The sequence below is a fragment of the Corynebacterium meitnerae genome (genome assembly GCF_027570075.1).
Lineage (GTDB): Bacteria > Actinomycetota > Actinomycetes > Mycobacteriales > Mycobacteriaceae > Corynebacterium > Corynebacterium meitnerae.
On the sequence record NZ_JAKMUS010000013.1, the window covers coordinates 1 to 19,096 of the forward strand.

A 19,096-nucleotide genomic window follows, 5' to 3' on the forward strand; every position below is an offset into this window, starting at 1 on the left:
CTTCTCCCCCGGGATTGTCTTCCACTAAGACAGCCTCGGGGTTTTCCTTTGATCGCATGCAGCCCGCAAAGGAGTCACGATGAACCACACCGTCAACACGATCGTCGGCCCGGCCACAGCGCAGGAGGAAGTCCGAGCGGTTGCCATCACCACGTTGTTCGGCTCCTTCACCACCGCGGGCACATCCGGCGCGCTGGGTAACGAAACAGACGCAGCTGTGCTCCAGGGGCTGCGCGAGTGGGCCGATGTGATCCTCGTGGGTTCCGGCACGGTTAAAGCGGAGGACTACGGGCCGTCGGACACGCCGATGGCAGTCGTTTCAGGCTCGCTCGATTTCGACACCACCACGAAACTGTTCAGCGGCACTCCCCCGATCATTGTTGCCCCACGGGAATCGCTGACAGATCCCGCGCTCGCACCGCGCCGAAAAGCACTTGAAGCCGTCGGCTGCGATGTGGTGGAGGGCGGTGGGGTGCCGGAGGTCGTCGATAAGCTTCGCGCGATGGGCTTCGGCCGCATTGTGTGCGAGGGCGGGCCGTCGCTGTACGCGGAGATGTTCAAACATTCGCTTATCGACGTCCTCCACCTCACCCTCGACCCCCACATCAACGGCGAGCCGGCTGGGCTCGTGGGAGACATCACGGAGCGCTTCGCCTTGGAGGAGGCCGTGACGGATCGGGGTTATCTGTTCACGCGCTACCGGCGGGTACAGCAGGGGTGCTAGCCGAGGTTTAGTACGTTAATGGGGTGACTACCCGCGCTGATGCTCTGAAGACTGTGTGGACCGCCCCCGCCCTGGATCGGGGGCCACGGTGGGAAACTGTGGCCAACGCTGCCCTGTGGCCGGTGGCTGTCTTGCTGTTCATCCACCGCATCGTGGCCTTGGCTCTCCCCGGCACAATCACGGACGATTTCACCACCGTGTGGTCGGCAGCCCGCCGGTTCGTGGAGCGCGTGCCGGTGTATTCGGAGAACTACGCCACCGTCGACCCGCACTACTTGTACAACCCGGGTGCGACGTTGCTGTTGTCCCCGCTGGGGCTTTTCAGCTCTACGGAGATCGTCCGGCCACTGTTCATTCTGGCGAATGCCCTAGCGATCCTCGCGGCGCTCGCCTGGCTCACCCGCCTGTCGGGTTTTAGCTTGAAGCACCCGATCCTCCCGGGCGCCATTGCGCTGGGTTTTGCGACGGAAGCCGCGACCAACACGCTCACCTTCTCCAACATCAATGGCATTTTGTTGCTCGGGCTCGTGGCGTTTCTTGCGTTCCTGCTGCGCGGGCCATCGCTGGCGGCGGGCGCGGTGCTGGGCTTGTGCATCTTGGTGAAGCCGATGTTCGCCCCGCTCATCCTGCTACCGCTCCTGCGCATGAACTGGGGCGCGGTGATCACTGCGGGCATTGTCCCTGTGGTGTTCAACGTGATCGCTTGGCCACTGACCCCGGGTGCCCGTGACTACATCGACGTGGTTGTCCCCTACCTGGGCATCACTCGCGATTACGCCAACTCATCGCTCGCCGGTGCGGCTGTGTACTTTGGCATGCCCACGTGGCTCCATGGCGGTCTGTTCATCCTCTTTGCCGCGGCAGTGCTTATCGCTGTCGTTGGGTTGGCGCGCTGGCGCTGGAGCGACGAATGGATGTGGGCGACCACCACCGCAGCGGTCCTGCTTGCCGGCGTGTGCCTGCTGTCCTCTCTGGGCCAGGCGTACTACTCCATGATGCTTTTCCCGGCCGTCTTCACCGTGGCGCGCGCAGCCAGCGTTTTCCACACCCCCACTGCGTGGGTGGGAATTATTTTGTGCCTCTCCCCGTTGAGTTGGGTTGTACAAGACAACCCCGTTGTCGGCCGGTGGGTGGATACATTCCTGCCCACCATCGGTTGGGCAACATTCATCATCGCCGCAGCCGTGTGGGCCGTGTCTGTGCCCGTGCAGCGGACCGCGGTGACTCATGCACATGGAGGGACCCTCGAGCCATGACACAGAACAACTACAGCGACTGGACGGAACAGCAGTGGCGCGAGCGTCTCACTCCAGAAGAATTCCACGTGCTGCGCCAGGCCGGCACGGAGCCACCGGGTGTTGGTGAATACACCAACACCACCACCGAAGGCGTCTACCACTGCCGCGCATGCGGTGAAGAGCTGTTCCGTTCCACCGAGAAGTTCGAGTCCCACTGCGGCTGGCCATCCTTCTTCTCCCCCGCAGACAGCGACAAAGTCATTGAGCGTGAGGACACCTCACACGGCATGGTCCGCACCGAGGTCCTGTGCGCCACCTGCGGCTCCCACTTGGGCCACGTCTTTGCCGGCGAGGGTTATGCCACACCGACGGACCTGCGTTACTGCATCAACTCGATCGCCATGACGCTGGAAGAAAAGCCGGTCGAGTAGAAAGCTACGGCAGAATCTCGATGATCTCTGCCATGTCTTTCACCCGGCGACCGGAGAAGAACGGCAGCTCCTCCCGCACGTGGAGGCGCGCTTCGGTGTATCGCATCTTGTGCATGAGATCAGAGATGCGCTCCAGGGTGGGTGCCTCGAAAGCGAGCATCCACTCGTAATCCCCAAGCGCGAATGCGGACATCGTATTCGCCCGAACGTCCTCATAGCCTGCCGCAGCACGGCCGTGCTCAATGAGCATCTGGCGCCGCTTGTCCGGATCCATGATGTACCAGTCGTAGGAACGCGTGAACGGGTATACGGTGATCCAATCCTGTGGCTCCTCACCCATGATGAAGGCGGGCAGGTGGCCACGGTTGAACTCCGCTGGGCGGTGCAAGCCCACGCCAACCCAGAACACTTCCAGGCACCGTCCGAACACCGTGTCGCGGCGGAAGTCGTTGAAGGCTTTCTGCAGGTCGAGGAATTCCTCGGCGTGCCACCAGATCATCACATCTGCTTCAGCGCGCATACCGGAGATGTCATACACACCGCGAAGAACAACCTTGCCTTGCGCCTCCAAGTCAGCAATGAAACTCTTCGCCTCCGCGATGATGTCTGCGCGGTCGGCGCCAAGTGCTCCGGGAATCACGCGGAACGTAGCCCACTGAGCGTAGCGCTGGGTGTTATTCAGTTGTTCGAGGTCTGGCTGTGTCATGGGTTTAGGTCCTTTCTTCCCACAGCGGGGCATCCACCAAAAGTTCTATCCCTCCCCTGTCTAGCACGATCCAGTAACTAACGGCTGACTAACGGCTGACTAACGGCGCGCCTCCACGGATTGGAGGCGTGACTGGATAGCTTGGAACGCGTGACACATTCGGACCACCCCACGCTCGCCGCGGCACCTGAGCCGCAGGCCTCCCAAGAATCCGCAACCATCCCGGCGGAGTTCACAGAGGCTGTCGAATCCATGCACCGCGCTCAGCTGCGGCCGGAGATCAGCCTGGGAACAATCCGCCCACCCCAGCGCCCAGCGCCGTACAGCCACGCCATTGGCTTGGAGGTTGCTGGCCTAGATGAGAACGGCCCCATCCCCACTGATTCCCAGGGGGACGCGTTTGGTCGCCTCATCTTGCTGTACTCCCCTTCCAGCGAGGAGACTTGGGAAGGCTCCATGCGCTTGGTCGCGTACATCCAGGCGGACATGGATGATGACGTCGCCTCGGACCCCCTCCTACCCGACGTGGCATGGCAGTGGCTCGGTGAGTCCTTGGAGGAAACCCATGCCGATTACACCGATCTCGGTGGCACCGTAACCTCCACGGCATCAGTCCGGTTCGGTGATATTGGCGGTCCGCCGCGTGCGTACCAGATTGAGATGCGCGCTTCTTGGACGGCGGCCAGTACTGATCTCTCCCATCACGTCGAGGCGTTTTCTAAGGTGCTTGCCCACGTGGCTGGCCTTCCGCCAGAGGGCGTTGCTGGGCTCGACCGTCGCTAGGGCCACACTGCGCCTCATCGTGGTGGGGCAACTATTGTTTTAAGCATGTGTGCGCGCTACCACTTCGTCGATACGCCAGAAGGCTTTGAACGCGCGGCGCGTGCCCTTGATTCTGGGCGCGGGCCTTTCGCCATCGACACGGAGCGCGCTTCTGCTTTTCGTTACGACGATCGCGCGTTCCTCGTCCAAATTCATCGCCGGGGCGCAGGCACATTTCTGTTCGCGCCGGAGGGCTACCGTGGGGAGCTTTCCAGCGTCCTTGCTCCCGTGCTCAACGAATCCGACTGGATCGTGCACGCAGCCCCGGAAGATCTTCCGAGTTTGGCTGAACTTGACCTTCACCCCGGACGCCTCTTTGACACCGCCTTGGCCGGGCGCATTGCCGGCTACGACAAGCCCAATCTGGGCGCAATGGTCTTGGAATTTTGCGGCATTGAGCTGGAGAAAGGCCATGGGCGCGAGAATTGGTCCACTGTGCCGCTGCCCCAAGATTGGCTTGAGTACGCAGCCGAAGATGTGATTTACCTCGGCGACCTCGCCGATGCGCAGGCCGAACTTCTTGAGATGCAGGGCAAAACCGATGCGGCAGAGCAAGAGTTCTCCCACATCGTGGATGAGTTTGCTGATTGGACGCCAAGCGAGCGCACGTGGCGCTCACTTAAAGGCACATCCGCACTCCACAGCGCCCGTTCACGTGCCGTGGCGCAGGCCGTGTGGAATGCCCGTGAGGACGAAGCGCGCCGCAAGGACATCTCCCCTTCGATGATCTTGCCCAACAAGGTGATCATCGCCATTGCCAAAGAGCTTCCGGCACACCCAGGGCAGCTCGCGCGTATCGACGGCTTCCCCCAGCGCCGCCGCGGCTCCACCCGCAGGTGGTTCACCGTATTGGAGAAGGTCTACGCATCCGACCCGGCAACGTGGCCGAAGAAGCAGCCCAACTCGGGCGGTGCTCCTGGGAAGTCCGCGTGGCAACGCCACCACCCTGAATCATGGGATGCACTACAAACCATGCGTTCCGCCATCACCGCAGTCGCGGCTGACATGAACCTGAGCCCCGAGATTCTGCTCACCCCAGCGATCCTCCGGGAGGCTGTGTGGGAGCTCACTGAACACGACGTGCCCCGCCAGACGCACTCCGTCGCCGCGCTTCTGGCGGAACTCGGCGCACGGCCATGGCAGATTGAAAACACTGCTGCGCTATTCAGTGCAAACTTGGGTGGGGAGTTTGGCGGGGACTAATCCCGGTCGGCCAAACCTTCGCCCCAACCACGGATGGATTCTCGGGCGGAGTCCACGTCTAGCCCGACGTCCTTGAGCAGCTCATTGCGTGTCGCATGGCTGGGGAAAATATCCGGAAACGCCAGGTGACGCAACGGGGTATCCACCTCGGCGGTGGAGAGAACTTCACCCAGAGCGGAGCCCACGCCGCCACGGATGATGCCGTCTTCGTACACCACAACGAGGTCCGCCTCCGCAGCCATGTCCACCAGCTCAGGATTGACGGGGATGATCCGCCGCGGATCCACGACGGTAACCCGGTAGCCGTCCGCGTTTAGCGACTCTGCGGCTTCCACAGCACGCCCAGCAAACTCACCGATGGCTACGAGCAGGACGTCCACTGACTCGTCATCACCAGAACCACTAGCGTTCTCCGGTTCAACGAGGATGTCCATACCGCCCGGTGTACGGCGAACGGCGTCAATTCCCGGGCCGACATCCCCCTTCGGGAAGCGCACCACCGTGGGGCCTGTCTCCACGGCGATTGCTTCGCGGAATTCTTCGCGGAGGCGATCCGCATCACGCGGAGCAGACACTTGAATACCGGGGACGATCGACGTCAACGCCATGTCCCACACACCGTTATGGCTTGCGCCATCACTGCCTGTCACACCAGCGCGGTCGAGGACAAGGGTGACCGGCTGGTTGATCAGCCCAACATCCATGAGCAACTGATCAAAAGCACGGTTTAAGAACGTGGAGTACACCGCTACCACCGGGTGAAGGCCACCCAAGGCCATACCGGCGGCCGAGGTGACAGCGTGCTGCTCCGCGATGCCCACGTCAAAGAAACGGGACGGGAATTTCTCTGCGAACGGCGTCAGCCCTGTCGGCCCAGCCATGGCGGCAGTCAGCGCAACAATGTCCTCACGCTCATGCGCAGCGCGCAGAAGCTCTTCAGAGAAGACACTCGTCCACCCCGGACGTGACTCCCCCAGCGCTTCACCCGTCACCGGGTCAATGACACCGGTGGAGTGCATCTGATCCGCAAGGTCATTCACTGCCGGTGCGAAACCGTGGCCCTTCTCCGTAGCCACGTGGAGCAACAGCGGGCCATCGTGCTGTTGTGCATAGCGGAATGCACCGAGCAGGGCACCCAAGTCGTGCCCGTCAACGGGGCCGACGTACTTCAAGCCCAGGTCTTGGAACATCTGCGTGGGCATCACCTGATGCCTGATGCCGTCCTTGACCGCCTTGAAAGCGCCAAACGCGCGCTCCCCAACCCAACCCATGGATTTCAAGGTGCGCTTACCTTGTTCCATCACCTCGTCATACCCAGGCTGAATGCGAATAGACGCGATCTGGGAGCGGATATTGTCCAGGTTGCGGGCAAAACCACCAATGGTCTTGGAGTATGAGCGCCCATTGTCATTGACCACGATGACAACGTTGCGTTCACTTTCCGCAATATTGTTCAGTGCCTCCCAGCACATACCGCCGGTCAAAGCACCATCGCCGACAACGGCGACAACGCGGCTGTCCGCCTCACCGTGCAGCACCTTCGCCTTGGACAAGCCGTCCGCGTAGGACAGCGCTGCAGAAGCGTGAGAGGACTCCGTCCAGTCATGCTCCGATTCAATCCGGCTGGTGTAGCCCGACAGCCCGTCCTTCTGGCGCAGGGTGTCAAACTGTCCGGCCCGCCCCGTGAGGATCTTGTGCACGTAGGACTGGTGCGAAGTGTCAAAGATGATGGGGTCACGCGGCGAATCAAACACCGCGTGCAGGGCAAGGGTTAGCTCCACAACACCCAGGTTGGGCCCAAGGTGACCGCCGGTGGCAGAGACTTTCTGGATGAGGAACTCGCGAATGTCATCAGCCAGAAGCTCGAGCTCCTCCACTGACATGTTCTTCACGTCAGCGGGAAGCGAAAGATCTTCAAGCCTGCTCACGTCTCTTCGCTGCTCCTTCACATCGCCTGTTTTCTGCTTTCGCGCTGGCTTGTCATAGCCATCGATTGTTTCGCCCAACTTTACACGCCGCCGTGTTGATTCCAGCAAAACCGTCGAAAGATTTTGCACCCAAAGCTATGCGCGCACGAGGCTCACCAAAACCTCAAAGTGATGCGTCATCGGAAACGCATCGACGAGCGCCATGCGTTCCACCACGTATCCGGAATCACCCCAGGCAGCAAGATCACGCGCGAGGGTTGCCGGGTCACAGCCAATATGAATGACGCGCTGCGGATCGCGCTGGGCAATAGCGCTAACGACGTCTGTGCCAGCACCTGTGCGCGGTGGGTCGAGCACAACCAGGCCCGGATCCGCAAGATGCTCAAGCCCCGCTTCCACCTTCTGGTTGCGCACATCAACGTCAAACTCAGACAGGCAGCTTTGCGCACCACGCGTTGCTGCGTCCGAGTAATCAACGCTGTGGATGCGTGGTCGCCCACCCATCGCCATGCTTATCGACGGCACAAAGAGCCCCACCCCGCCATACAAATCCCAGCCGGTGGCCTGCTCATATTCATCGGCAGCCCAATCGGTGATGTAGCGCGAGTAGGTCGCAGGTGCGGCGCGGTGTGCCTGCCAAAACGCCGTCGGCGGGAACACGTAGTCAAATTCCTGCACCTGGCCAGCCACATCCACCGGCACGATTTCGGTGGCGTCCAAGTCGCCCTCAATCACAGTTTCAATCTGCTCAACACGACGGCCACGCTGCGCTTTCGCCGTTTCAACGACATGGCGTTGCCCGGTGGAATCAACAACCACGATGATCTCTGCCCCCGGGGTAAAAGTGCGCGCATCCGTTCCGACAATGCCGGCCAATGCGCCAGGGACAACTTGCGCACAGGCAACATCGGCAACGATGTCGTTGCTACGCGCCTTGCGCATCCCGGCGCGACCATCAGGCCCGACACCAAGACGCACGCGGGTGCGCCAACCCAAGGTGGGTTCTAGCGTTTCTTCCTCAAGATCGATGGCGAGATCAAAACCATTGAGCACCCCACTCGGCTGCGCATGGTTTGTTAGCTGTCCGGTGAGAACCTCACGTTTGAAGCGCTGTTGCGCCGCTGGCGCGATGTGCGAGTAATCGCAGCAGCCAGCTCCCGCAGCTGCCGCTGGGCAGGCATTATCCACGCGGTCGGGGGATGCTTCGAGGATCTCCACGACATGTCCGCGTGCCCAACGCTTCTTCACGCGCTCAAGCGTGACGCGAACGGTGTCACCAGGGACCGCGCCGCCAATAAACACGACGCGCCCATCTGGCGCATGCGCAATGGCCTCTCCGCCATGGGCCATCGCGTGCGGGGTCAACGTCACCGTGCCACCGCGGGTGAGCTCCTCCACCGGGTCAGCCATTAGTTCTCATTCTCCGGTTGTGTCGGCTGATTAGCCTGCTGAGCTTGCTGGGCCTGCTGAATCTGCTGGGCCTGCTGATCCATGGCTTGCTGCAGCTGCGCCGCCAGCGGTGCGGGGAGCTCCACCGGCAGGGAGTTACCAGCCAGGATCGCGGTGTTGCCACGGTAGACGAAGGAACGCGCCACAACCCCGCGGGCTACCTCGGCCAGGGCATCTTCCTTGCCATGTGGTGCGGCCAGCGTGAGACGGTACAGCCAACGTGGGCCTTCCACGCCGATGATGCGGATGACACCATTGTCACCGCGGCCGACAACCTCACGGCCCCAAGGACCGGTTTCAAAGGTGGCGGGCATGCCCTCAGTACGCATTCCCTCGGCAATCTCGTTGGAGGACTCCTCCCACATGCCACCGGAGCTCGGTGCGGCGAAGGCTACCGGGGTAATCCGGCCGTGCTCTGTCACCACGTGGAGCATCCGCGGGCCGGTCTCCCCCATTTCCACCTGCACCTGGGAGTTCTTCGGCAGCGGCAAGGCAATAGAGCCCAGGTTCAGCACACCGTCAGAGACATCACTGAAGTCAAACTCATTGATGTCCACGCTGTCACCATCAAACGGGCCTGTCTCCCCATTGATCGCATCGTGCGGAATGGTCACTGGGTCAGTCGTACCAGCGTTGGCTTGCTCCTCAACAGCCTCAGAAGCTGCCGGTTCTGCCGGAGCATCGGTGTTGGTGGAGCCGGCCGGAGCGGGCTCCTGGGATTCGTCGACAAGCGGGGCAGTCTCTTTCTGCTCCTCGACGGGTGCTTCTTCGCGCTTCTTTTTCTTGCCAAATGGCCACAGTGCCATGATGAACCTCGCTTTAATTACTGTTGTTATTGGTCTCTACGACGAAGGCAGAGTGCTACTGAATGCTGCTGAGCACTACTGAGTGCTTAGGAGAAAGACTCCACACCGGTGGAGCCATAACCACCCGCGCCACGCTCCGTCTCATCTAGGTCATCCACCTCGACGAAATCCGGCAACTCCACGCGCTGCACAACCAGCTGGGCAATGCGCATGCCACGAGTGACCTCAAAAGGAGTGTCACGGTCAGTGTTGAGCAAGCAGACCTTGATCTCCCCACGGTAATCCGCATCAATCGTGCCAGGCGTGTTCACGATGGTCACACCATGTTTTGCTGCCAAGCCCGAACGGGGATGCACCAATCCGACAGTGCCCAACGGCAATGCCAAAGCGATACCCGTGCCCACGAGTTTGCGCTCACCAGGAGCAATAGTCAGGTCCTCCGTGGCGTGCAGGTCCACTCCCGCATCACCGCGGTGTGCGCGCTGCGGAAGCGGCAAATCGGGGTCGAGTCGCTTCAGAGGAATCGGACCAATGCTGCCCATACTGCTCAATCCAGAATTATTCGTCGTTTCTGTCACGGGCCCCACACTACGTCACACACGATCACCGGCGCGCGAGTGCGCAAGGAATCACAGCCGCAGTGGACACTTCCCCCGCATACTCGCTTTTGGGGCTGCGGTGCCTAACATGGAAGCCGTGACGAAGAACAACGAGATCGCCAATGCACCAACCGCCCCGTCGCCCACTGCTAACGCAAGTACCGTGCTGTACTCCGAGCGCCAATGGGTTCCGGTGTGGTGGTGGATCCCCGCTGCCGCTTTTGCAGCGCTCATGGGCTTTCAGATGGGACATAACCGTTCCACGGTGTATTTCGTTGTCACATTCGTGGTTGTCGGCGCGCTTCTTGCGTGGTACCTCACCTACTTGTCCTCAACAGTGGTGAAGGTGGAACAAGATGCGGATGGCACGCGATGGCTCGTTGTCGGTGATGCGAACTTGCCAGATACTGTGGTCTCCCGCTCCCTCGCCGTCCCCAAGACCGCGAAACAGAATGCCCTCGGCCGCCAACTTGATCCGGCTGCTTATTTGGTGCACCACGCGTGGGTGAAGGAACTCGCATTGTTTGTTCTTGATGATCCGGAGGACCCCACCCCGTACTGGCTGATCTCCACCAAGAACCCGGAAGCGCTACTGCGCGCGTTCGTTCCGGAGCAGGCCGACGCGGCTGTAGAGCCGCTCGGCAAGTAACCCCCTTAAAAAGCGACGAGTATCTACTCGCAGTCCAGGCAGATCTTGGCGCCGTTGTCCTCGGTGTGGCCAAGACGGCTGTTCTTCTGCACGAGGAAGCACGAAGAACACGTGAACTCATTGTCCTGCTTCGGCACGACAGACACATTGAGTTCTTCGCCGGTGAGGTCCACCGTCGGCGGATCAAATGCGTCCACCACTTCGCCGTCATCATCCATGCTGCTGCCAGCAGCCTCGGCAGCCTTCAGCCCCTCGAGCGAGTCCGTCTCAATCTCGTCATCGAGGCGCCGGCGGGGAGCATCATAATCAGTGGCCACTGAAGCGTCTCCTTCTGATACTTTTCTGTGCCCTGCACGACCGCCTACGAGTGTGGGTAATTGGTCGGTGCGATGGCCTTCTTTGCGTACTTTCGACGCGATACTAAAGCACGTTTGCCTGTATGTCATGTTTCCCGCCCACAGGGCACTTTCGGCGTGTCGCGCACGGGGGTAGACACTCGAATGAATACGCACATTCGAGGAGCTTTTGGCAGCTTATGAGACACCTTGTATTGGGCGCTTACAATGCTAGAGTTGGTGACACGTCACATAAGGAGAGGGTAGAGGAATGCACATCGGAATCCTGGGAGCGGGCAAGCTTGGCACCGTTCTAGGCAGGCACGCCGTTGCAGCAGGACATGAGACGACACTTGCCGGCTCCGGCGCTTCCGACACTCTCAGCTTGATCGTGGGCGCCCTTGTTCCCGGCGCGCGGACGAGCACCGCGCGTGAGGTTGCGGAGACAGCTGATGTTGTGTTCCTCGCGCTCCCCCTCCGCAATTTCCGCCAGCTGCCCGATGATGCGCTGGCCGGGAAGCTTGTGGTTGACACCATGAATTACTGGTGGGAAACGGATGGCCATCATCCAGAGTTGGCGGAGGCTAATTCTTCACGGCTCGTCCAGGAGCATCTGCCCCAATCACGAGTGGTGAAAGCTTTCAACCACATGGGCTACCACGATCTGGACGAAGGCCCGGGCACAGGCAAGGCCATCGCGGTGGCCGGAGACCACCCGGAAGACGTGGCCCAGGTTTCAGCGCTCGTGCAGGACTTTGGTTTTGACGCAGTACCACTAGCTTCCCTCGATGCCGGCGTGGCACTGCAGCCCGGTCAGCCGGCTTTTGGCGCCAATGTGGACGCCGCGACGTTACGCACACTGATTGATGAGAAGGAGTTGACATGACCACGTTGGACCCAGCAGACATTGAGTTCGGTCTCGATACATTTGGGGATATCCCCCGTAAGGAAGATGGCACGCTCTTCACTCACGCGGAAGCCATCCGTGCAACGTTGTACGAGGCCGTGCTTGCCGACGAGATCGGGGTAGACACCTTCACCGTCGGCGAACACCACCGCCCGGACTACGCCATCTCTTCCCCTCCGACGATGTTGGCTGGCATCGCCACCGCAACGAAGCGCATGAAGTTGGCTTCCGGCGTGACTGTCTTGTCCTCGGACGATCCAGTCCGCGTGTTTCAGCAGTTTGCCACCCTTGATGCGCTGTCGAATGGTCGCGCGGAAGTCATCCTTGGACGTGGCTCTTTCACTGAGTCGTTCCCACTGTTTGGTTACAAGCTGGAGGACTACAACCGCTTGTTTGAGGAGAAGCTCAACCTATGGGCGGAACTCGTGCAGGAACACCCCGTGACATGGTCCGGTGACACCCGCCCGGCCCTGGTGAACGCCGATGTCTACCCCAAGACCGAAAACGGCCTGACCACCTGGGTGGGCGTGGGTGGGTCACCGGAGTCAGTCATCCGCACAGCGCGCTATGGCTTCCGCCTCATGCTGGCGATCATCGGTGGCGCACCCGTGCGGTTCAAACCGTACGTGGACCTGTATAAGCAGGCCACAGAACAGCTTGGCACCACGGCCCACCCCGTGGGTGTGCACTCCCCTGGCTTCGTGGCAGACAGTGATGAGGAAGCGAAGGAACTCATCTTCGAGGAATACGCCGCTTCCCAACACCGCATTGGTGTTACACGTGGATGGCCACCGCTGACCCGCAACAGGTTCGAAGCAGAGATCAACCACGGTGCACTTACCGTGGGCTCCCCAGAAACCGTGGCCCGAAAGATCGCCAACACCGTTCGCGCGCTCGATCTTGGGCGTTACGACATGGTGTATTCCACCGTCGGCCAGATCCCGCACGCTGCCCGTATGCGATCCGTCGAGCTGTACGGCACCAAGGTCATTCCGATGGTGCGCGATATCCTCGCTGAGAGTTAGCCCTGAAGACGCGCCGTGGGCCCGGGTTGCGGCGCGACATCCATTCCACTCAGAGCTACGTGAGTGGCTCAGCTGCCCCAGCGCCTACCAATAATTCGCGGAATTCTTCCCACACACCCGGCGCGGCAGCGGCAGTCAACCCGCCATCCTTGCCGGAGGCGCTAAGACCTGGGTGGTGGACATGCGCGCCAGCTTCGGACGCAATGAGCGCACCGGCGGCGTAGTCCCACGGGTGGATGCCGTGCTCGTAGTAGGCATTGACCGTGCCTTCGGCCAATGCACACAGGTCAAGCGCAGCGGAACCCATACGGCGGATATCACGCACCTGTGGGAGAAGCTTTGTGATGATGTCGGCCTGCTGCGCACGCCACTGGGGTGTATAGGAGAAGCCAGTAGCCACGAGCGCGTGGCCGATACTGTCGTGCCCCTGGGGTGAGCATGCCAGCCTGTCCCATCCGTCATCGGTTTCAACAAACGCCCCCTGCCCGGCACGCGCTACATACGTCCGCCCGGTGGCCACATTGATCACTACAGCCGCCAGAATCTGCTCACCAGCGGCAGCGGCAATGGAGATGGCGTATTGGGGAATCCCGTAGAGGAAGTTCACTGTGCCGTCGATGGGGTCAACGACCCAGCGGATACCGGACTGTGAATCAAGAGCGGTGCCTTCTTCCCCGAGAATTCCGTCGGCAGGCCGCAAGGCAGCGAGTGTACGGGTGATGTAGTCCTCTGACTCTTTGTCCACCACCGTCACCGGATCCACATCAGAAGACTTGGTCTCGGCCGTGCTCGCCAGTGCGCCTGACGCGACAAGTTCGGCACGCCGGGTACGCACCAGCTCAGCTGCGCCACGGGCTGCTTCCAGTGCGACGGTAAGTAACTCACGAGTGTCGTGTTCAACATTCGCCGAAGTGTTATTCATGCAATCTTCTATCCCAATCATCGTGCTCAACCTTAGGTGAGATTGATAGGTAAACTCTGCCGGTATGGATAACGGGAATCTCCCAAAGCACGGGAACTACGGCTGCGGCATCGATATCGGTGGCTCTGGTGTCAAAGGCGCCATCGTGGACATGGACACCGGCGAGTTTGTCACTGACCGCATCAAGATTGAGACCCCGCAGCCAGCCACCCCTGAGGCAGTTGCGGAAACAGTCGCGCACATTGTCCAGGAACTGGGCTGGGATGGTCGGGTAGGTATCTGCATGCCCACCGTGATCAAGGATCAAGTTGCGCACCTTGCTGCGAATATTGATGACTCATGGGTTGGCACAAACGTGCACGAGCTGTTCTCCCAGCACCTCCCGGGGCGCAAAATCGCAGTGCTTAACGACGCGGATGCGGCTGGCCTTGCCGAAGTTGCCTTTGGTGATGAGGCTGCACGAACGGGCGCCACTTTGTTCCTTACCTTTGGCACCGGCATTGGTTCCGCGTTCATCACGGACGGTGTGCTGTTTCCCAACACGGAGCTGGGCCACATGTACGTCGGCAAGAAAGAAGCTGAACACCAGGCTTCCTCGGCTGTGCGTGACCGCGAGGAACTCAGCTACAAGCAGTGGGCAAAGCGCGTGGATAAGGTGCTCAAGGAATACGAACGCCTTTTCAATCCCAGCTTTTTCGTCGTGGGTGGCGGAATCTCCCGCAAAGCCGACAAGTGGGTCCCCTACCTCACCGTTGACACACCGGTTATCCCCGCCCAACTTCGAAACCGTGCGGGTATTGTCGGTGCGGCAATGGCGGTGGCAAAGGATGTCACCCCGTAGCGCGAAACCAACACATCGCGCTAAACCCTGAAAGAAAAACCACAAAACAGTGGCGAAGCCCTGCTGTACGTGCATATGCTGTACGGTTGTCCTTTGACCACTGGTCCTCCTGCCCACTTCGAAGAGGTGGCAGAATAGACTTCAACATCTTTGGTTGTTGGACCACCCCCACGGGGCAGAACCCCCGCCAGCGTAAATACGCGTACCGTGGGGGCAGACAACACCCGTAAGCAGTGATGAGTGCACGAAAGGTCGTACGTGGCAGCTAGCACACCTTCCAGCAAGAAGAGTCCTGAATCCGCCGACGCAACCGGCGCTACCCAGGCATCCGGTGACACCGGAGCGGCTTCTTCTGCGCGCGCAACCGCCAAGAAAACTGCGAAGAAGACCGCTAAGAAGACAGCGAAGAAAGCAGTAAAGAAGACTGCTAAAAAGACGACGAAGAAAGCAGTTAAGAAGACTGCTAAAAAGACGGCGAAGAAAACTGCGCGGAAGACGGCAGCGAAAAAGACCGTGCGCAAGTCTGCTGCCAAGAAGACGGTGAAGAAGACCGCTGCCGCACAGGCTGCTCAGGCAGATGAACTCGAAGACGAGCTCGATGTCGATGAGGCAGATGATGCGGATGACGTCGAAGATGATTTGATCGACGATGACATGGACGGCGACCTGGACGAGGACTTCGATCCGGAGCTCGATGACGAAGAGGACCTCGACGATGAGGATGACGTCGCCGATGATGAGGAGGACGAGGAAGAGGATGACTCTGAATTCGTCCCTGAACTCGGCCAGGAAAGCGCTGCTGGTGAGTCCGCACCGGCTGGCAGTGATGACGATGAGGATGACGGAAATTCAGCACCGTCCGTCTGGGACATCGAGGAATCTGCTGCCCTGCGCCAGGCACGTAAGGATGCACAGCTTACCGCTTCCGCTGACTCGGTCCGTGCGTACCTCAAGCAGATCGGTAAGGTCGCCCTGCTCGACGCTGAGCAGGAGGTCTCCCTGGCTAAGCGCATCGAGGCCGGCTTGTACGCCCAGTACCGTCTGGATGAGATGCAGCGTGCCGCTGATGAGGGCGATAAGGACGCCAAGCTCACCCCTGCTGTGAAGCGCGACCTGCGTGCAGTGGCCCGTGATGGCCGCAAGGCAAAGAACCACCTGCTGGAAGCAAACCTGCGTCTCGTGGTGTCCCTAGCTAAGCGCTACACAGGCCGTGGCATGGCGTTCTTGGACCTGATCCAGGAAGGCAACCTTGGTTTGATCCGCGCGGTGGAGAAGTTCGACTACTCCAAGGGCTACAAGTTCTCCACGTACGCAACGTGGTGGATCCGCCAGGCAATTACCCGCGCGATGGCTGACCAGGCCCGCACCATTCGTATTCCGGTGCACATGGTCGAGGTCATCAACAAGCTCGGCCGCATCCAGCGTGAGCTGCTGCAGGATCTCGGCCGTGAGCCGACGCCGCAGGAGCTGGCGAAGGAAATGGATATCACTGAGGAGAAGGTCCTCGAGATCCAGCAGTACGCCCGTGAGCCGATTTCCTTGGATCAGACCATTGGTGATGAGGGCGACAGCCAGCTCGGTGACTTCATTGAGGACTCTGAGGCAGTCGTCGCCGTCGACGCTGTGTCGTTCACCCTCCTGCAGGATCAGCTGCAGGACGTGCTGCATACGCTGTCCGAGCGTGAGGCGGGCGTTGTGCGTCTGCGCTTCGGCCTGACCGACGGCATGCCGCGCACGCTCGATGAGATCGGCCAGGTTTACGGCGTGACCCGTGAGCGCATCCGCCAGATTGAGTCGAAGACGATGTCGAAGCTGCGCCACCCGTCGCGCTCGCAGGTCCTGCGCGATTACCTGGACTAGATCGCTCTAGTTCCCCCTCCGACTCCCCGGTGCCGCTTTGAATTTCGGCCCGGGGAGTTACCAATCTCGCAGGTATGCGATGCGCTCGCGGAGTTGTTCCGCGGTGCACAGTGCGGTGGGTGGCCCGCCGCACGCCTTACGCACCTCGGTATGAATCGCGCCGTGTGGGCGTCCGGTGCGCGATGCAACGATAGAAACGCGGGTATTCAGTTCCTGTCGCAGGGCCGGAATGTCCTCTGACGCGACACCGCTCGACGGCTTTTCGCTTATCGACGCTCCCCCGACCCCATGCCTCTCCGCAGCCTCCTGCGCTGCCTTTTGTTGCGCCTTCTCCTCGGCTTCACGGGCATCGAGCTGATCCGCCTGACGCTTACGCAACAGAGTTTTCACTTGCTCCGCATCAAGCAGACCTGGCAGACCAAGGAAATCTTGTTCTTCGTCCGTGCCGGCGAGGGTGGGCGTGCCGTAGGTGGAGCCATCGAAGATGAGGGAATCTAGCTCAGCGGAAGCGCCGATGGACTCGTAGCTGGGTGTCTCATCTGGTTCGGTCTGCTGACGATTAGCCTGTTCCAGTAGTTCATCAGACCAGCCCTGTTCACGGTGGGGTTTGCCCAAAACGTGGTCGCGAGAGACCTCCATGTCCTCCGCCAAACGCAAGAGCACGGGGACAGAGGGAAGGAAGATCGACGCTGACTCACCTGGCATGCGGGAACGCACAAAACGACCAATAGCCTGCGCAAAGAACAGCGGTGTGGACGCCGAGGTGGCGTACACACCCACCGCGAGGCGGGGAACGTCCACGCCTTCGGACACCATGCGCACCGCAACCATCCATTCATCCTGGGAAGCGGAGAATTCGTCGATGCGTTTGGAAGACCCTGGTTCGTCGGAAAGCACCACGGTGACTGGCGTGGAGCTGATATTTTTCAAAATCTTTGCGTACGCACGCGCGGTGGTGGTGTCTGTAGCGATCACGAGCCCACCCGCATCCGGCATATTCATGCGGATTTTCTGCAAGCGTGTGTGCGCGGCTTGAAGCACTGCGGCGATCCAATCGCCCTTTGGATCCAGCGCGGTCTTCCAGGCACGGGCTGTTTGCGCCGCATCGAGCGGCTCCCCAAGACGAGCTGAGTACTCCTCACCGGCAGAATCCCGCCACTGCGCCTCACCGCTGTAGGCAAGGAAGACGACGGGGCGGACAACACCATCCTTGAGCGCCTCGGCATAGCCGTAGGTGTAATCCGCGCGGGAAACCAGATGCCCTTCACCATCCTCGGTGTAAGTGACAAACGGGATCTGCGAATCATCAGAACGAAAAGGCGTACCTGTCAGCGCAAGTCGATGCTCAACATCGTTATAGGCCTCACGCACACCATCGCCCCAGCTCTTTGCATCGCCGGCGTGGTGGATCTCATCCAAAATCACCAACGTCCGCCGGGCACTCGCCACCGCATGGTGTTTGAACGGGTGCATGCCCACCTGCGCGTAGGTCACCACTACCCCGTCGTAGGCAGGATTGACCGCAGAAGAATTACTAAACGCCGGGTCGAGCGATAAGCCGAAACGCGCTGCCGCCTGCGACCACTGCACTTTGAGGTGCTCAGTGGGCACAACAACGATGATGCGCTCCACGGTTTTCTCCGCGTGCAGCATGCTGGCAAGCGTCAACGCAAAAGTGGTCTTACCTGCGCCTGGCGTAGCCACGGCAAGGAAATCCTTGGGCTTGTGCGCAAAGAACTGGTCAAGGGCCTCCTGCTGCCAGAGACGAAGAGTCGGCCCCGTGGCGGCGTGGGTCACTTCCTGCGCAGCCCCTTAAAAATCCGCTCGCAGTCTGGGCACACGGGCGAACCTGGCTTCGCCTGTTTACGCACGGGGAACGTCTCCCCACACAGGGCGACAACCATAGCGCCGGAGACAGCGGAGTTGACGATCTGGTCTTTCTTTACGTAGTGGAAAAACTTCGGAGTGTCGTTGTCCTGCGAGGTGTCTTCGCGGACATCGGGCCGTTCGATCGTTTTCGTGGTTGTCTGAGTCACAGAGACCATCATGCCTCATTCACATGGTAAGTCGCATAAGCCATGGGCAGCGGTCTACCCTTGTGGGTTATGAGCACGGCACACGATGATGAAGAACACGTAATCGTCGATGCTGCCGTACCCGATCCCAGCGATGCTCAGCCAACAGCGCGTTCCAAGCCGCGAAAGAAGCTGTTTCACCGCCGTGCGCAGTTGATCACCAGTGCCCAACGTTCCGCTGCAGAAAATCGCCGCTCGCGCGAGACGAAGTATCTGATCATGCAGGGGCTTCGCATCCCATTCGTATTGCTCTCCATCGCCGCGGTGCTGTGGTGGAACAACTGGTGGCTCGCCATCCTCTTCTTTTGTATCTCTATTCCATTGCCATGGATTTCTGTCGTCGTGGCGAATGACAGCAATGAGAAGCGTGATACCCGCACGCAGAATGTATACAAGCCCGCTGCGGTCCGTCATCAGATGCTTGTCGCTCAACAGCAAGCCCAGCTCACATCTGGGAGTGCCGAGGGTAATGGCAGTGATGGCATGGATGGCACAGATCCAGGCACAATCGACCATGTTGAAGGTGCGTAGGGTTTCAACACTGCACACCCGCGCCGTGCACCGTCCAGTTCGTAG

The 19,096-nt window shown here is 60.4% G+C and carries 20 protein-coding genes; 11 read left to right on the plus strand and 9 right to left on the minus strand.

Going from position 1 to position 19,096, the window contains the following annotated elements; all coding sequences use genetic code 11:
* The first annotated feature begins 79 nt into the window (after positions 1-79).
* The 3 genes from L8U60_RS08250 to msrB are packed head-to-tail and all read left to right on the plus strand — an operon-like array spanning position 80 to position 2,393.
* The gene (locus tag L8U60_RS08250; protein ID WP_269965891.1) at positions 80-724 is read left to right on the plus strand and encodes a dihydrofolate reductase family protein; all 645 of its coding nucleotides are present in this window, start codon (positions 80-82) and stop codon (positions 722-724) included.
* 23 nt (positions 725-747) lie between these two features.
* The gene (locus tag L8U60_RS08255) at positions 748-1,980 is read left to right on the plus strand and encodes a glycosyltransferase family 87 protein (RefSeq protein WP_269965892.1); all 1,233 of its coding nucleotides are present in this window, start codon (positions 748-750) and stop codon (positions 1,978-1,980) included.
* A complete protein-coding gene (gene msrB, locus L8U60_RS08260) occupies positions 1,977-2,393 on the plus strand; it encodes a peptide-methionine (R)-S-oxide reductase MsrB (protein ID WP_269965893.1) in 417 nt (138 codons plus the stop codon). Before L8U60_RS08255 ends, msrB begins: the two co-directional genes overlap by 4 nt.
* Before the next feature lie 4 nt (positions 2,394-2,397).
* Here the strand turns inward: msrB and hemQ are convergent, their stop codons facing one another.
* Complete coding sequence (gene hemQ, locus L8U60_RS08265; protein WP_269965894.1) at positions 2,398-3,099, minus strand: hydrogen peroxide-dependent heme synthase; 702 nt, start codon at positions 3,097-3,099, stop codon at positions 2,398-2,400.
* 219 nt (positions 3,100-3,318) lie between these two features.
* Here hemQ and L8U60_RS08270 point away from each other — a divergent pair, with 219 nt between their 5' ends.
* Both L8U60_RS08270 and L8U60_RS08275 read left to right on the plus strand, forming a co-directional pair.
* Entirely contained in the window at positions 3,319-3,882 is a 564-nt protein-coding gene (locus L8U60_RS08270) for a DUF3000 domain-containing protein (RefSeq protein WP_338026477.1), read from the plus strand.
* A 45-nt stretch (positions 3,883-3,927) separates the two neighbouring features.
* Complete coding sequence (locus L8U60_RS08275; RefSeq protein ID WP_269965896.1) at positions 3,928-5,124, plus strand: HRDC domain-containing protein; 1,197 nt, start codon at positions 3,928-3,930, stop codon at positions 5,122-5,124.
* Here L8U60_RS08275 and dxs read toward each other — a convergent pair.
* The 4 genes from dxs to dut form a co-directional block, all read right to left on the minus strand.
* On the minus strand, positions 5,121-7,052 hold the full coding sequence (gene dxs / locus L8U60_RS08280) for a 1-deoxy-D-xylulose-5-phosphate synthase (protein WP_269965897.1): 1,932 nt from the start codon (positions 7,050-7,052) through the stop codon (positions 5,121-5,123). The two genes, L8U60_RS08275 and dxs, sit on opposite strands and share 4 nt — an antisense overlap.
* A 135-nt stretch (positions 7,053-7,187) precedes the next feature.
* Positions 7,188-8,462 (minus strand): class I SAM-dependent RNA methyltransferase, encoded by a 1,275-nt coding sequence (locus tag L8U60_RS08285; protein WP_269965898.1) that lies wholly within the window; start codon positions 8,460-8,462, stop codon positions 7,188-7,190.
* The gene (locus L8U60_RS08290) at positions 8,462-9,307 is read right to left on the minus strand and encodes a DUF3710 domain-containing protein (protein WP_269965899.1); all 846 of its coding nucleotides are present in this window, start codon (positions 9,305-9,307) and stop codon (positions 8,462-8,464) included. Before L8U60_RS08290 ends, L8U60_RS08285 begins: the two co-directional genes overlap by 1 nt.
* 86 nt (positions 9,308-9,393) lie before the next feature.
* The gene (gene dut / locus L8U60_RS08295; RefSeq protein WP_269965959.1) at positions 9,394-9,849 is read right to left on the minus strand and encodes a dUTP diphosphatase; all 456 of its coding nucleotides are present in this window, start codon (positions 9,847-9,849) and stop codon (positions 9,394-9,396) included.
* Between the two features lie 154 nt (positions 9,850-10,003).
* Between dut and L8U60_RS08300 the strand changes: the two genes are divergently transcribed.
* Positions 10,004-10,555 (plus strand): DUF3093 domain-containing protein, encoded by a 552-nt coding sequence (locus L8U60_RS08300; RefSeq protein ID WP_269965900.1) that lies wholly within the window; start codon positions 10,004-10,006, stop codon positions 10,553-10,555.
* Between the two features lie 23 nt (positions 10,556-10,578).
* Here L8U60_RS08300 and L8U60_RS08305 read toward each other — a convergent pair whose 3' ends face one another.
* Complete coding sequence (locus L8U60_RS08305) at positions 10,579-10,872, minus strand: DUF4193 domain-containing protein (RefSeq protein WP_269965901.1); 294 nt, start codon at positions 10,870-10,872, stop codon at positions 10,579-10,581.
* A 289-nt stretch (positions 10,873-11,161) separates the two neighbouring features.
* Between L8U60_RS08305 and L8U60_RS08310 the strand changes: the two genes are divergently transcribed.
* Positions 11,162-11,776: an NADPH-dependent F420 reductase gene (locus L8U60_RS08310; RefSeq protein WP_269965902.1), complete on the plus strand. Its 615-nt coding sequence runs from the start codon at positions 11,162-11,164 to the stop codon at positions 11,774-11,776.
* On the plus strand, positions 11,773-12,822 hold the full coding sequence (locus tag L8U60_RS08315; RefSeq protein WP_269965903.1) for an LLM class flavin-dependent oxidoreductase: 1,050 nt from the start codon (positions 11,773-11,775) through the stop codon (positions 12,820-12,822). The genes L8U60_RS08310 and L8U60_RS08315 overlap by 4 nt, the downstream gene beginning before the upstream one ends.
* A 55-nt stretch (positions 12,823-12,877) precedes the next feature.
* On the opposite strand, the gene L8U60_RS08320 is transcribed toward L8U60_RS08315, so the two are convergent.
* Positions 12,878-13,744: an inositol monophosphatase family protein gene (locus tag L8U60_RS08320; RefSeq protein WP_269965904.1), complete on the minus strand. Its 867-nt coding sequence runs from the start codon at positions 13,742-13,744 to the stop codon at positions 12,878-12,880.
* A 64-nt stretch (positions 13,745-13,808) separates the two neighbouring features.
* Here L8U60_RS08320 and ppgK point away from each other — a divergent pair, with 64 nt between their 5' ends.
* Complete coding sequence (gene ppgK / locus L8U60_RS08325; protein WP_269965905.1) at positions 13,809-14,585, plus strand: polyphosphate--glucose phosphotransferase; 777 nt, start codon at positions 13,809-13,811, stop codon at positions 14,583-14,585.
* Between the two features lie 258 nt (positions 14,586-14,843).
* Positions 14,844-16,445: an RNA polymerase sigma factor gene (locus tag L8U60_RS08330; protein WP_269965906.1), complete on the plus strand. Its 1,602-nt coding sequence runs from the start codon at positions 14,844-14,846 to the stop codon at positions 16,443-16,445.
* Positions 16,446-16,502: 57 nt separating this feature from the next.
* Here the strand turns inward: L8U60_RS08330 and L8U60_RS08335 are convergent, their stop codons facing one another.
* Together L8U60_RS08335 and L8U60_RS08340 are read right to left on the minus strand one after the other, a co-directional pair.
* A complete protein-coding gene (locus tag L8U60_RS08335) occupies positions 16,503-18,242 on the minus strand; it encodes a DEAD/DEAH box helicase (protein ID WP_269965907.1) in 1,740 nt (579 codons plus the stop codon).
* The gene (locus tag L8U60_RS08340) at positions 18,239-18,493 is read right to left on the minus strand and encodes a DUF3039 domain-containing protein (protein ID WP_420840183.1); all 255 of its coding nucleotides are present in this window, start codon (positions 18,491-18,493) and stop codon (positions 18,239-18,241) included. Before L8U60_RS08340 ends, L8U60_RS08335 begins: the two co-directional genes overlap by 4 nt.
* A gap of 57 nt (positions 18,494-18,550) precedes the next feature.
* On the opposite strand from L8U60_RS08340, the gene L8U60_RS08345 reads away from it, so the two are divergent.
* Complete coding sequence (locus tag L8U60_RS08345; RefSeq protein WP_269965908.1) at positions 18,551-19,051, plus strand: DUF3099 domain-containing protein; 501 nt, start codon at positions 18,551-18,553, stop codon at positions 19,049-19,051.
* The last annotated feature ends 45 nt before the right edge of the window (positions 19,052-19,096 follow it).

What these genes read in the sequence shown, in the direction of transcription:
- L8U60_RS08250 (WP_269965891.1), top strand. Translation starts at nt 80, where the DNA reads ATGAACCACACCGTCAACACGATCGTCGGCCCGGCCACAGCGCAGGAG.
- msrB (WP_269965893.1), top strand. Translation starts at nt 1,977, where the DNA reads ATGACACAGAACAACTACAGCGACTGGACGGAACAGCAGTGGCGCGAG.
- hemQ (WP_269965894.1), bottom strand. Translation starts at nt 3,099, where the DNA reads ATGACACAGCCAGACCTCGAACAACTGAATAACACCCAGCGCTACGCT.
- L8U60_RS08275 (WP_269965896.1), top strand. Translation starts at nt 3,928, where the DNA reads ATGTGTGCGCGCTACCACTTCGTCGATACGCCAGAAGGCTTTGAACGC.
- L8U60_RS08285 (WP_269965898.1), bottom strand. Translation starts at nt 8,462, where the DNA reads ATGGCTGACCCGGTGGAGGAGCTCACCCGCGGTGGCACGGTGACGTTG.
- L8U60_RS08290 (WP_269965899.1), bottom strand. Translation starts at nt 9,307, where the DNA reads ATGGCACTGTGGCCATTTGGCAAGAAAAAGAAGCGCGAAGAAGCACCC.
- dut (WP_269965959.1), bottom strand. Translation starts at nt 9,849, where the DNA reads ATGGGCAGCATTGGTCCGATTCCTCTGAAGCGACTCGACCCCGATTTG.
- L8U60_RS08310 (WP_269965902.1), top strand. Translation starts at nt 11,162, where the DNA reads ATGCACATCGGAATCCTGGGAGCGGGCAAGCTTGGCACCGTTCTAGGC.
- L8U60_RS08315 (WP_269965903.1), top strand. Translation starts at nt 11,773, where the DNA reads ATGACCACGTTGGACCCAGCAGACATTGAGTTCGGTCTCGATACATTT.
- L8U60_RS08320 (WP_269965904.1), bottom strand. Translation starts at nt 13,744, where the DNA reads ATGAATAACACTTCGGCGAATGTTGAACACGACACTCGTGAGTTACTT.
- ppgK (WP_269965905.1), top strand. Translation starts at nt 13,809, where the DNA reads ATGGATAACGGGAATCTCCCAAAGCACGGGAACTACGGCTGCGGCATC.
- L8U60_RS08340 (WP_420840183.1), bottom strand. Translation starts at nt 18,493, where the DNA reads ATGATGGTCTCTGTGACTCAGACAACCACGAAAACGATCGAACGGCCC.
- L8U60_RS08345 (WP_269965908.1), top strand. Translation starts at nt 18,551, where the DNA reads ATGAGCACGGCACACGATGATGAAGAACACGTAATCGTCGATGCTGCC.